Source organism: Pseudoalteromonas sp. PS5 (assembly GCF_004103255.1).
GTDB classification, from domain to species: domain Bacteria; phylum Pseudomonadota; class Gammaproteobacteria; order Enterobacterales; family Alteromonadaceae; genus Pseudoalteromonas; species Pseudoalteromonas peptidolytica.
In genome coordinates, this window is sequence record NZ_RCSQ01000038.1 from 17,764 (window position 1) to 30,744 (window position 12,981).

Annotated in this window: 11 protein-coding genes and 2 tRNA genes; 9 read left to right on the top strand and 4 right to left on the bottom strand. The window is 42.9% G+C overall.

Features of this window, described 5'->3' with window-relative positions:
- The first annotated feature begins 74 nt into the window (after positions 1-74).
- The 3 genes from secB (at position 75) to D9603_RS05295 (ending at position 2,109) form a co-directional block, all read left to right on the top strand.
- Positions 75-560: a protein-export chaperone SecB gene (gene secB, locus D9603_RS05285; protein ID WP_125253312.1), complete on the top strand. Its 486-nt coding sequence runs from the start codon at positions 75-77 to the stop codon at positions 558-560.
- 3 nt (positions 561-563) lie between these two features.
- Complete coding sequence (gene gpsA, locus D9603_RS05290) at positions 564-1,571, top strand: NAD(P)H-dependent glycerol-3-phosphate dehydrogenase (RefSeq protein ID WP_125253311.1); 1,008 nt, start codon at positions 564-566, stop codon at positions 1,569-1,571.
- 100 nt (positions 1,572-1,671) lie between these two features.
- Complete coding sequence (locus tag D9603_RS05295; RefSeq protein ID WP_128730543.1) at positions 1,672-2,109, top strand: energy transducer TonB; 438 nt, start codon at positions 1,672-1,674, stop codon at positions 2,107-2,109.
- A gap of 105 nt (positions 2,110-2,214) precedes the next feature.
- Here D9603_RS05295 and D9603_RS05300 read toward each other — a convergent pair whose 3' ends face one another.
- Positions 2,215-2,511: a hypothetical protein gene (locus D9603_RS05300; RefSeq protein WP_125253309.1), complete on the bottom strand. Its 297-nt coding sequence runs from the start codon at positions 2,509-2,511 to the stop codon at positions 2,215-2,217.
- Positions 2,512-2,769: 258 nt separating this feature from the next.
- Here D9603_RS05300 and D9603_RS05305 point away from each other — a divergent pair, with 258 nt between their 5' ends.
- The 6 genes from D9603_RS05305 (at position 2,770) to msrB (ending at position 10,743) form a co-directional block, all read left to right on the top strand.
- Complete coding sequence (locus D9603_RS05305; protein ID WP_194086951.1) at positions 2,770-3,504, top strand: RNA methyltransferase; 735 nt, start codon at positions 2,770-2,772, stop codon at positions 3,502-3,504.
- A gap of 64 nt (positions 3,505-3,568) precedes the next feature.
- Entirely contained in the window at positions 3,569-6,958 is a 3,390-nt protein-coding gene (locus tag D9603_RS05310; protein ID WP_128730545.1) for an AAA family ATPase, read from the top strand.
- Positions 6,959-6,975: 17 nt separating this feature from the next.
- Positions 6,976-7,701 carry a cell division protein ZipA gene (gene zipA, locus D9603_RS05315; protein ID WP_128730546.1) on the top strand — a complete coding sequence of 242 codons (726 nt, stop codon included), beginning with the start codon at positions 6,976-6,978 and terminating at the stop codon, positions 7,699-7,701.
- A 64-nt stretch (positions 7,702-7,765) separates the two neighbouring features.
- Positions 7,766-9,784 carry an NAD-dependent DNA ligase LigA gene (ligA, locus tag D9603_RS05320; protein WP_128730547.1) on the top strand — a complete coding sequence of 673 codons (2,019 nt, stop codon included), beginning with the start codon at positions 7,766-7,768 and terminating at the stop codon, positions 9,782-9,784.
- A gap of 4 nt (positions 9,785-9,788) precedes the next feature.
- Entirely contained in the window at positions 9,789-10,301 is a 513-nt protein-coding gene (locus D9603_RS05325) for a DUF2919 domain-containing protein (RefSeq protein WP_128730548.1), read from the top strand.
- A gap of 1 nt (position 10,302) precedes the next feature.
- Positions 10,303-10,743, top strand: coding sequence for a peptide-methionine (R)-S-oxide reductase MsrB (gene msrB, locus D9603_RS05330; RefSeq protein WP_128730549.1), 441 nt, complete (start codon positions 10,303-10,305; stop codon positions 10,741-10,743).
- Between the two features lie 22 nt (positions 10,744-10,765).
- On the opposite strand, the gene D9603_RS05335 is transcribed toward msrB, so the two are convergent.
- The 3 genes from D9603_RS05335 to D9603_RS05345 all read right to left on the bottom strand — a co-directional run bounded on the left by D9603_RS05335 (position 10,766) and on the right by D9603_RS05345 (position 12,981).
- Positions 10,766-12,397: a response regulator gene (locus D9603_RS05335; protein WP_125253302.1), complete on the bottom strand. Its 1,632-nt coding sequence runs from the start codon at positions 12,395-12,397 to the stop codon at positions 10,766-10,768.
- Between the two features lie 395 nt (positions 12,398-12,792).
- A tRNA-Val gene (locus tag D9603_RS05340) sits at positions 12,793-12,868 on the bottom strand.
- Positions 12,869-12,905: 37 nt separating this feature from the next.
- A tRNA-Val gene (locus tag D9603_RS05345) sits at positions 12,906-12,981 on the bottom strand.

Here is a 12,981-nt window from a genome sequence, read left to right on the forward strand (position 1 = left end):
TAAGTTGCGTAACGTAATTTAAATAATGACTGTTAATGAATTAGCAGAAACACAACAGAATTTAGGAAATAATCATGGCAGAACAAAACCAAGCAGCAGAACAACAAGAAGGTGCACAGTTTAATATTCAACGCATCTACACTAAAGATGTGTCTTTTGAAACACCAAACTCGCCAGCTATCTTCCAAAAAGAGTGGACGCCAGAAGTTAAGCTAGACATGGACACTCGTTCTGCCAAGCTTGATGATAACGTATTCGAAGTTGTACTAGCATTGACAGTAACAGCAACAATTGGTGAAGAAACAGCATTCTTATGTGAAATTCAACAAGCTGGTATTTTCGCAATTGCTGACCTTGAAGAGATGCAAATGGCGCACATGCTAGGTGCTTTCTGCCCTAATATCCTATTCCCTTATGCGCGTGAAGCGGTAGCAAGCCTAGTTAACCGTGGTACTTTCCCACAGTTAAACCTTGCGCCAGTTAACTTTGACGCATTATTTGCTCAATATATGCAGCAACGTGCGGCTCAAGCACAGCCTGAGCAAACTGCTGACGCATAATTGATGAGTACAGCAAAATCAGCTGTAACAGTACTAGGGGCGGGGTCTTATGGCACCGCCCTTGCTATTTGTTTTGCCCGAAATGGTCATCAAGTGACACTGTGGGGACGCAATAGCGAACACGTTGAGGCGCTAGCAGCTGAGCGTAAAAACCAACGTTATCTTCCAGACATCCAGTTTCCAAACACGCTTGACCTTGAGGCTGATTTAGAAACGGCTGTTAAGTCTAGCGAGCGTATTTTGGTGGTTGTGCCAAGTCATGCGTTTGCAGACACGCTAAAGAAGATTAAACCTATGCTACTTGAAAATGCAAAAGTCGCGTGGGCAACCAAAGGGCTCGAACCAAATACCGGGCGACTGTTGCAAGAGGTTGCACTGGATGTGTTGGGTGACGATGTGCCGCTGGCGGTGCTAAGTGGGCCTACCTTTGCAAAAGAAATGGCTGCGGGATTACCCACTGCGATTTCCGTATCTTCTATTTGCGCAAAGTTCCGTGAAGAGCTTGCGGAGTTACTGCATTGCGGCCGCTCGTTTAGAGTGTATAGCAACGAAGACTTTATCGGTATCCAGCTTGGCGGAGCGGTCAAAAACGTTATCGCGATTGGCGCGGGTATGTCAGATGGTTTTGGTTTTGGTGCGAATGCCAGAACGGCGCTGATTACTCGAGGGCTTGCTGAACTTTGCCGTTTAGGGTGTGCGTTAGGGGCGCGCTCTGAAACCTTTATGGGTATGGCGGGGCTTGGTGATCTTATTCTTACTTGTACTGATAATCAGTCACGTAATCGCCGCTTTGGCCTTGCGCTTGGTACTGGGAAATCGGTAGATGAAGCTATGTCAAGTATAGGCCAAGTAGTTGAAGGCTACCGCAATACCAAAGAAGTTTACCTCCTAGCTAAGCGCACCGGTATCGAAATGCCTATTACTGAGCAAATTTATCAAGTCTTATATGAGCAAAAGGATGTGAAAGAGGCCGCAATGGCGCTACTTGGTCGCGAAAAACGAGCTGAGTGAGTTAAGCAGCCTGTGAAAGCCAAAGTCAATTAGACTTTGGCTTTTTAATCAATAAGTAGTAGATTGGATCTCTATTTGAATACTATAAAAAGGAAGATTTATGAAAATTCAATTATTGATAGGTATGTTAATCGTAGCCGCAAGCTGGACTGCAACGGCAAAGACAATATACGCCGACGTAAAGTCAACAGAGCTAAACCCATCTACAGAGACCGATATCTGGCAAAAAGAAGCTGATAGTACACCTATATATCCAGCTGCATTAGCAAAGCGCAAGCTCGCAGGGTGTAGCGTATTTAAGGTTGTGATTGATGCTAATGGCAACACTGATGAGATTGAGCACGTTACTAGCGCCCCATCTAAAAAATTGGCTATGCACGCTAAACGACTCATAAAAACTTGGCGATGGTCTGCTATTGATGCGCAGCGCCGCGGGCGGGAAGAAAAGTTGATGAGAATTGACTTTTGCATGGGCGGAGCGGATTTGGCAGATGCGCAAATGCGTTGTGAAGCGCAAGCAAAATTAAACTGTGAATAGGCAACAACCACAGTTCAATGTTTTAAAAATAATGGATTAGACCATCCTTTATTTAAACCTCAGGTTAGTTAACTCGAGGTTAAGTCTTATTGGAGAGTATGAGCTTCACTCTCCAAATTTAATGTTAAAGCGACGCTTAAACCACAGCCCAAATGGGATCTCCATCACGCTAAACACCACAACAGTAAATACTACCCAGTTGCTGTCAAAAAACACCAAAGAAAATTCAATGTCTTTTCCATAAAATAGACTTCCAGAAACGATTAAAGAAGCCGCCGTCACCAATAGGTCTTGTTTGCCGATATTGGCAAAGGACTTATCTTGTAATTTTGGATAGACGAAAGCGTAAGCAATAAAAAGAAGGATAAAATTAAGCAGAATAAGCGTTAGCTCAGGTGACATATTAACCTCTGTACCCTGTATTATTTGGCACAAGATAACATACTTTCCTGATTTAATGCGCTAGCAGATAATTTGCTCCTTCAAATGGAGTTGGTATAACCTGAGCTTGGCATAACACCTAGCTAGCGAGATATAACGCTTTTGAGTATGGATATTTTAATTGACTCACTCACTTTCTATCCCAAGTTTAGGTCAAGTAAAATTGGTATTATCGGATACTGAACAGGTATAATGGACAATCCAACTTTTGAGGTGCACATGATCTCCAAGAATCAACAAAAACAACTACGTGCTTTAGGGCAAAAAAAATATCGCAAACAACATGGTCTGTATCTAGTACAGGGCGAAAAAAATGTGATTGAGTTAGTTGATGCAGGATTGGCCATCGAGCAGTTGTTTGCCACCAGTGAATTTTTGACAAAGTATGAAGCCAAGCTCGCCACTACTACCTGCGTGGAGGCTGAAGAGGAAGTGCTGACAAAAGTAAGCACTTTAGTGTCAAATAATGCAGCGATTGCGGTTGTGCCTATGCCATCGGTACAGGAGATTAATACTGATGGACTGGTGCTGGCATTAGATGGAGTATCAGATCCCGGTAATCTCGGAACCATTATTCGCCTTGCTGATTGGTATGGATTGACGCAGCTTGTCGTGAGTGAAAATTGTGCAGATCAATTTAACCCCAAAGTTATCAGTGCTACGATGGGGTCATTTGTGCGGGTTAATGTGGTGAGAACCGATCTCGAGGCGTTTTTAAAACACTATCAGGGTGAATGCTATGGTGCGTTTCTTGGTGGCGAAAGTGTGCATCAGTGTCAATTTAGTTCCAATGCAGTATTAGTGATGGGCAGCGAATCTCATGGTATCAGCGACCCTATTGCGGCTTGCATCAATAAAAAAGTGACGATCCCTGCGTTTGGCGGTGCTGAGTCATTAAATGTGGCAATGGCTACCGGCATTATTCTTGATAATATTAAACGCTGCCATGCTTAAGCTACAGCCGTTAGCAACGAATTGTGCTTTTATTAAAAATAACAAAGATTGATACGAATAAGCTATGCGACTGAGCAGCATCAAACTGGCAGGCTTTAAATCCTTTGTTGAGCCAACCAAGATCCCATTTCCTGATCAGATGACATGTGTCGTTGGGCCTAATGGTTGTGGCAAATCTAATGTAATTGACGCTGTACGCTGGGTGCTTGGTGAAAGCTCAGCCAAAAACCTTCGTGGCGATGCCATGACAGACGTTATTTTTAATGGTTCCACTAAACGTAAGCCGATTTCACAAGCTTCAGTTGAACTCATCTTTGATAATACTCAAGGCCGGTTACCTGGTACTTTCGCAGATCGCAATCAAATTGCTATCAAGCGTTTAGTTACCCGAGACGGTCAATCCCTCTACTTTTTAAATGGTAGTAAGTGTCGCAAGCGTGATATTACCGATATTTTTCTTGGTACAGGGCTTGGCCCAAGAAGCTACGCTATTATTGAACAGGGTATGATCTCGCGGCTTATCGAGAGCAAACCTCAGGAACTTAGAGTCTTTTTAGAAGAGGCTGCGGGTATTTCAAAATACAAAGAGCGCCGCCGAGAAACACAAACTCGAATTAAAAGTACTCGTGAAAATATGGAACGTTTACTCGATGTTAGGAAGGAGCTACAAGGCCAGTTAGATAAGCTCTCACTTCAAGCTCAACAGGCCAGTGAATACAAATCATTTAAATCTCAAGAGCGTGATCTTAAATCGTGGATAGCGGTGTTAAAGTGGCAGTCGTTGGAGCAGAAGCAAGCGGAAAAAGCGAACGAAATAGCTAAATTAAATGAAAAGTTAGAATTTTTAAATGAAGCTCACAGTGGTCATGACTCTGTGCTAGCAACACTGGAACATGAAATTACCTACCTGAATGATGGCTATGAGCAAGCGCAACATAGTGTTCACCGTATTGAAACTCAGTTAGCAACGCTTGAGCAACAGAAAGTCAATCTAACAGATAAAAAGCGTCTGCTAATTGAGCAGTCTCAAATACTGAAATCACAACAGCAAGAAGTAATTGAGGCGCAAGACGAGCAAACCGAGTATGTGGCGAGCCGCGCTGAAAAAGTCGATGCAGTTTCTGAACGACTTGAGATTGCACTATTGCAATTGGAAGAACTCCAGCTCACAAACGAGCAAAGTGACGCCGAGCAAACTCAATTAGATAAGCAATATAGTGACGCACAGAAACAGTATCAACAAATACATGCTCAGGTACAGCAAGGAGCAAGTCAAGTAACGCAACAACAGCAAGCTAAACTGCATATAGACAAGCGCCAAGCTGAGCTGCTGGAACAGGCCGAAGCGCATCACGCCTCTATGTTGGAAAATGACTTGGCTGACGCTCAGGATGCACATCATCAGCTGGTTCAAGCGATGGCTAAATTACAAAGCCAAGCTGGTATGTTGCAAGGTCAAGAACAAACCAATAAAGAAGAAATCTTACAGGCACAGACTCATGCCCAAAAAGCGCTTCAGGCGTTACAAGAAGTGCAATCTGAAATAAAAGCGTTATCACGCTGGGCAGAGGAAACGTCGGAGACTTCTGCTGCGACTATGTTATCGCAGCTTGTTGTTGAGTCGGGGTATGAAGAATGCGTTGAAGCGGCACTGCTTGGGTTGACGCATTTAGTCGTTGAGCAAAACGAAATGAATACGCTATGGCCCATCGAACTCGAAGTTCCCGTTGATTCCGTCGCGACAAAAATAAGCTCAGGGCTTTTCCCCAGCTTTTTAACTAAAATTAAATTATGTGCTGAATCTACAGATTTTAAATCGTGTGAACAATTCCTTCTCGGCGTGACGGTCAGTGGCATTATTGTAGGTGATAACTTTAAGGCCAAGGTGAAAAGCAATGAAGAGAGTGGCGCATTAAAACGCTATGCCCAATTGCAGTCATGCCATACTCAACTTCCTCATTTGCAACAACTCGCCGAAGAGGCCGAGCAGGTTGTAGCACAAAAACGTATTGCTCTTGAAGACACACAAGCTGACTTATTAGAATTACAGCAATGCGTTCATGAAAAAGCACAAGCAATCGCCAGCCATAAAACCAAAATTGAAATGCTGGATGAGAGTCTGAGCGTTTGGCGTGAACAAGGACAAAAAATTCAAGAGCAACTTGATGTTATTGCTCAAGAGCGAGCCGAGGCCATCGCACAACTTGAACTTGATACGGAACAGCAATTACAACGTGATGAGTTGCTAGCGCAAGCACAAGAAATACAACAACTAGCCGAGGCCAAGTTGACTGAGTTTAAACAACATAGTCAATCTCGACGCGCCGCATTACAAGATGCGCAGCAATTAGTTCATACCACTACGCTTGCATCACAGCAAGTTGACAGTGAATTACAGCTTAGTAAATCTAAGCTAGAGCATTTAGCGCATCGTCATGATGAAATAACCTTGCGTATCGAGCAGGCGCAAGAAGATATTTTACTTTGTGATGAGCCGCTTGCTGAGGTCAGTGAGGAAATTGAGTCCTTATTGGCAAAACACCTAGAAGCGAAAGCACAAAAACAAACGATGCTTGATGCGCTTATGCAGGCAAAAGAAAATTTAAGTCAAAAGAAAGCGGTATTAAAAGACGCAGGAGGGGAAGTTAATAAACTTAATGGAACCTTGCAGCAGCTAAAGCTAGATGAACAAAGCCTGATGCTAAAAGCACAAGCTGCACTTGAGCCTTTGGAAGCGCTGGGTCGCACTTTAAAAACAGAGTTAGAGCAGCTACCACAAGATGCTAATCTTGGGCATTACCAAGCTAATTTGAGTCAAGTGAGTAATAAACTGAGTAAATTAGGTGCGGTAAATCTAGCGGCAATCGAAGAATTTGAAGAGGCGAGTGCACGTAAATTGTATCTTGATACGCAACTAGATGATTTGAGCAATGCCCTCGCCACGTTAGAATCGGTAATTAGGAAAATAGATAAAGAGACCAAAACTCGCTTTAGTGCGACCTTCAACCAGGTAAATGAAGACTTAGCTGAGTTGTTTCCTAAGGTATTTGGCGGAGGCAGTGCATACCTTGAACTCACTAGTGATGATCTGCTTGAAAGTGGTGTTTCTATAATGGCAAGACCGCCAGGTAAGAAAAACTCGACAATTCATCTGTTAAGTGGTGGAGAAAAAGCGCTGACCGCATTATCATTGGTATTTTCAATATTTAGGCTGAATCCAGCTCCTTTTTGTATGCTGGATGAGGTAGATGCGCCGCTTGACGATGCAAACGTAGGACGATTTTGTCGTTTGGTTGAAGAAATGTCGCAAACGGTACAATTTATTTATATCAGTCATAACAAAGTCGCCATGGAAATGGCGGGTAGACTGACGGGGGTGACCATGGCTGAACCTGGGGTATCGCGTATGGTTGCCGTAGATATAGAACAAGCAGTGCAAATGGCACAGGCATAACAACAAAAAGGTGAGCAATGGCCACAGAGTTAAGATGGGCATTAATCGTGATCAGTGCATTGGTCATAGGCGGGTTACTCATTCATGGGCTTTGGTCTGTTCGAAAGAAGGGCAGTGAAAAGCAGTCATCGGAGGTATCTCAAGAACCCAAAACGCAAAACTCCGACAAAGAGCCAGACGAGCCTGAAATTGGTGAAATGACCTTCAGTGCGGTGGATGAAGAGCCTGTTGCTGATGGCGTCTTAGAGTCTGGAAGCGAAGGTAATTCAGCTGAGGCTGACGCCGACGAGCGCGATCTGCAAGACAATGAAGCAAGCGATACAGTGCTAGAGCCGCAGGATTTCATCATTTTGCATGTAGAAATGCCTGAGGGATTAAGTATGGCTGGATCAAAATTATTACCAACTGTCTTAAGTCTTGGTTTTAAATACTCAGATGAAGGCTTTTTTAACCGTCACCTAGAGCCATCTGGTAATGGCCCTGTGTTATTTCGCTTGGTGAATATGTTTAACCCCGGCACATTTGATATCGATAACATGGAACAATTTAACACCGGTGGGATCAGCCTATTTATGACTTTACCTTGTGAAGGTGATAATTTGGCTGCATTTAATATGCTGCATAGCGCATCGAAAAAGCTTGCTGAAGAGTTTGGTGCAACTGTGCTAGATAAAGACCGTCAGCCTTTAACTGTTGAAGCTGTGCGCGGTTATGTTGAAAAAGTGCGTGAATTCGCAGCTTAACTTCTCCTAGAAAAATACTAAGCCACTGGCATTTGCTGGTGGCTTTTTACGTTTAGAGGTCTAAATGTCAAAGAACATCGAAACTCAAGTTGCTGAACTTAGGCTGCAACTCGAAGAATACAATTATCAATATTATGTTTTAGATAATCCTAGCATTCCTGATGCTGAATATGATCGTTTAATGCGCCAATTGATGGCACTTGAACAGCAGCACCCCGAGTTACAAAGCCCTGATTCTCCATCACAGAAGGTTGGAGGAGAAGCGCTTAGCAAGTTTGAGCAGGTAACACATCAGGTTCCCATGTTGTCGCTGGATAACGCTTTTGACGAGAGTGAATTTACGGCATTCAACCGGCGTATAAAAGAGCGCTTGTTAGCGAGTAAAGATGTTTCTTTTTGTTGTGAACCAAAGTTAGATGGCTTGGCCGTATCTATTTTGTATCGCGATGGAGTGCTGGTTCAAGCAGCAACAAGGGGAGATGGTCAAGTTGGCGAGAATATCACTGAGAATGTCAAAACTATTCGAAATATACCGCTGAAACTTCGTGGTGAAAATATCCCTCGTGAAGTCGAAGTACGTGGTGAAGTTTTTATGGATACAGCTGGTTTCAATAAGTTAAATGAGACAGCGCAAGCAAAAGGCGAAAAGACCTTTGCAAACCCTAGAAATGCGGCCGCTGGCAGTTTGCGTCAATTAGACTCTAAGATCACAGCTAAGCGGCCATTGATGTTTTATGCGTATTCAATGGGATTAGTTGAAGGCGGAGCATTAGCTGGTGAACATTATGCGCAATTACAGCAATTGCAAAGCTGGGGGCTGCCGATGAGCCCTGAAACTAAGCTTGTAGAAAATGCGCAACAAGCGCTGGACTACTATCAAGATATTATGACTCGTCGCGCTGACCTTCCCTATGAAATTGATGGTGTTGTAATTAAAGTAAATGACAAAGCGCAGCAAGAGCAACTAGGCTTTGTCGCTCGCGCGCCGCGCTGGGCGATTGCGTTCAAGTTTCCGGCGCAAGAAGAGATTACACAGTTACTTGATGTTGAGTTTCAGGTTGGTCGTACTGGCGCAATCACGCCTGTTGCACGCTTAGAGCCGGTATTTGTCGGTGGCGTTACCGTATCAAACGCAACGCTTCATAATGGTGATGAAATAGCACGTTTGGGTGTTAAAATTGGCGATACGGTTATTGTGCGTCGGGCTGGTGATGTTATCCCTCAAGTGACGCAAGTAGTTCTAGATAGACGTCCTGACGATGTTAAAGAGATTGAGTTTCCTGACACTTGCCCAGTTTGTGATTCGCATGTTGAACGTGTTGAGGGCGAAGCGGTTGCGCGTTGTACCGGTGGTTTAGTGTGCCGTGCACAACGTAAAGAAGCAATAAAACATTTTGCTTCAAGAAAAGCGCTAGATATTGATGGTCTTGGTGACAAGATAGTTGAACAGCTAGTAGAACGTGAGCTTATCAAAACGCCTGCCGACCTATTCGTTTTGAAGCAAGGGCATTTTGAGTCTCTTGAACGCATGGGCCCTAAATCAGCTAAAAACTTGGTTACGGCGCTGGAAACTGCAAAGCAAACAACGTTGGCCAAATTTTTGTACTCGCTTGGGATCAGAGAAGTTGGTGAAGCGACAGCACAAAACTTGGCAAATCACTTCCTGACGCTTGAAAAAGTGATGGCCGCCTCCATTGATACTTTACAACAAGTCAGTGATGTTGGTGTTATTGTGGCACAGCACATTCACAGTTTCTTCGCTGAGCAGCATAATCAAGAAGTGGTAACTGCATTGATTGAAGTAGGTATTATGTGGCAAGAGGTTGCAGCTGTGCCTAAAGATGCTCAGCCGCTCACAGGGCAGACGTTAGTGTTAACAGGAACATTAAGTCAATTGAACCGCAACGATGCTAAAGCGAGATTGCAAGCACTTGGCGCTAAGGTCGCGGGTAGTGTGTCGAAAAATACGGATGCAGTTTATGCCGGCGAAAAAGCAGGCTCTAAGCTCGCCAAGGCACAAGAGCTAGGTATTGACGTGTTCGATGAAGAGGCGCTGATCGCACTATTAAATAAATACGAGTAGTCAAATGAAGTCAGTAACACGATACGGCCCTGAATATTGGGATAAATATGGCGTTTATCGTACGCCAATCGCTTTTAATTTAGCGCTGGTCGTGTTACTTCGCCCATTGCTTATTTGGGTGTTTTCTGCGCTTGCGAGACGCCCAGACTTGGATTTGATGTCACTATTTTTTGAATCTAAACAACATTTTTTTGTTGCGATAGGGATCGCTTGTATCGCGCTTATACCAACTGTTGTATTTTCTCTTAGGCGGCCAACAAGTTCTCCAAAGCTCGCTGTTGTCTGGCGTTATATGCGTTTGCCACTAATATTAACTGCGGTGTTTGATTTAGCATGGTTAATTTTGCAAGCTGGGAAAACCCATTATAGTTTTTCTCCTTATATTGCCGTACAAATTGTGTTGGTGAGTTGGGTACTTTTATATTTGATTAAAAGCCGCTATCTAAGTTGCTTTTTTGGCGATTGGCCACTTCCTGTTGAAGAACACAAGACAGAAGTAAACAAGAGAGAGAATTAAGATGTTAAAGTGGTTAGATATATTAAACTTTGCCAGAAATGGTAATCCTACTGCTCCTCGCAGAGTTGAAAAATCGGATCAGCAATGGCAATCAGAACTTGCTCCAGAAACTTACATTATCACCAGGAAAAAGGGGACTGAGCGCCCGTTTAGCTCACAAAGTTGTCAGCTTTTTGAACCTGGTAAATACTACTGTGTATGCTGTGACGAGTTGTTATTCGATGCCGAAGAAAAGTTTGATAGTGGCTCTGGTTGGCCTTCGTTTACACAGCCTGCAGCAGTGGAAGCGGTGGCGTATCATGGCGATAAGAGCCATGGAATGACGCGCATCGAAATCACTTGTAATATTTGCGATAGTCACCTAGGTCATGTTTTCCCAGATGGTCCTGCGCCAAGTGGGTTGCGTTATTGTGTTAATGCACTTTCAATGAAAAAGCAATAAGGCCAGAATATTTATTGGTTGGCTACTCAAAGTCGAGCTTCATTTCACTTAATTTAGCTTTTAATTTTCCAAAGCGGATTTGCTGTTCGCTGTCTAATTCAGCTTGATTTAGCAAGGTGGTGCAGCGTTTGGCTAAATTTGAGTTGAATGTGGCACTTGTTTTAGCGCAGTGATCGCTCATACATTGCAGTAGATTCAGTGCGATGCCTGCATTTTTTGGCATCACTCGAAATGCCTGTGTAAAGGCCTCTAAGGCAGTCTCATACTGTCCTTTATTAAATTGTGTTACCGCATGGTTATTAAGCTCTCTAGGCCCCATCGTAATTTCTTTTTTCTCTTGCTGTTGCTGGTAGAGATAACGCATGGTGATTGGATCTGCTGCTGAACGGTGGCGCTCACAGTGTGCGATAACTTGGTTAAATAACTCCTGCGCTTTATGGTTTAGTCCTACCTCATGCAGTGCTTTAGCTTTGTCTAATGTTGAGTCTACGGAACGAATTACAGTCTCATCTTCTAATTGTTCTAACAATTGCTTTGCTTTGTGATGTTCGTCTTTCAGGTAGTGGACTCGTGCATTGAGCACATCAATTTGAGCTTGATTTTGAGCACTCGGAAATTGACTCTTTAAGTCATTGAGATACTTTTGAGTTTGGCGGGTGAGGCGAGTTACTTGATCGGATTGGTCTGTACTGAGAGCAAAGTCGATACCGGCTCTTGCGGCATTTAGGTATACTTCGGGTCCGTCGTGAATAGAGTACCTAGCAAATGCTGCTATATCTTTATGCGCTTTATAACTGGCTTCATAATCATGATTAATTTGAGCTACACGGCCTAAGGACTGCTGCCGGTTTATATTTCTCGGTGCCATTTCAATAGCCTGCTGCAAGAGTTGTTGAGCGTTCTCATATTGATTGAGCTTTATTTCGAGTTTACTAAGCAAATCTAGCGCTGCTAATCGTGTCTCTGAACGTTCAATCAAAGTTTTCAGCATTTTTTGGGCAATAACGTCCTCGTTATTGCTAATAAGTGCTTCTACTAGCCCAAGCTTCGCCCAAGTAAACTTTTGTAAGGCTAATACTGATTTATAGAAAGATTTTGCCTCTTCTAAATGATTAAGTTTTAAGAGTAATTCTCCTTTCAATTTGAGCAATAGGGAAGTGTAGTTATGTTCTTTTTTATCAAGCTCAAGATCGAGCACTTTCAGTGCTTTAGAGTAGTTTTTATCGTCTATGAGTGTATTTATTTGTTTGAGTGCTTGTTTACGCTTGAGTACTCGTTCAATACGGTATTGTAATTCTTTTATTGAAAAAGGTTTTACCAAGAAGTCATCTGGCTGTAGCTCAATAATGCTATGAACTAGCTCAGGGCTGGTTTCTGAAGAAATAAAAATAAAAGCGGTGCTTGAGCGAATTAACTGTTTAGCACGAAGCTCTTCATAAAACTGATAGCCATTTTGTTTCTTTGTTAAACCAAAAGAGCAGACGATAAGATCAAATTTATTAATGGTACAGAGCTCTTTAGCTGCATCTGCACTTTCTGCAAACTTTAAGTTTCTAAAATCTAGCTGCTCCAAAGATTGTTTCATATAGCTCAATGCTAATGGTTGATCTTCAACGATTAGCATTTTGGCGTTTTGAATAGTTGGTGCTGGCATAGAGGCGTTTATTAGACATCGGATTTGCTTTTAGTCTAGTACTTAAGGATAGCTTTGAAAACAAAAATTAGCTAATTTCTAATGGGTTAGTCTATTCAACTTATACCAATTATTCATTATGGTTGGTGACGAAATAGTTAAAAAATCAAGTTTGAATTTAAGGCTTTAGATAAGATTTGAGGTTATATCAATTATCTTAATTAAGTGATCTATTTTGAGGCGAGAAAAGCTTGTCGATAACTAGGCAAAAATTTTACGCATATTAAGTATGATGAGAAGACTTTATATATTAGCCTTAAGATATGCAGGGTTGTTCTGGACTTGAACTGGTGCCCCTTGCCTTGCTTAAATTTGGCGCGATGCTTTGCATCGGTTAGTTTAAGTAAAGCAGTATATGGTGGGTTGTACTGGACTTGAACCAGTGACCCTCGCCTTGTAAGGGCGATGCTCTCCCAACTGAGCTAACAACCCGAATTGTGTTTCAATTTATACTCTTGAATAGAGTTTATGGTGGGTTGTACTGGACTTGAACCAGTGACCCTCGCCTTGTAAGGGCGATGCTCTCCCAACTGAGCTAACAACCC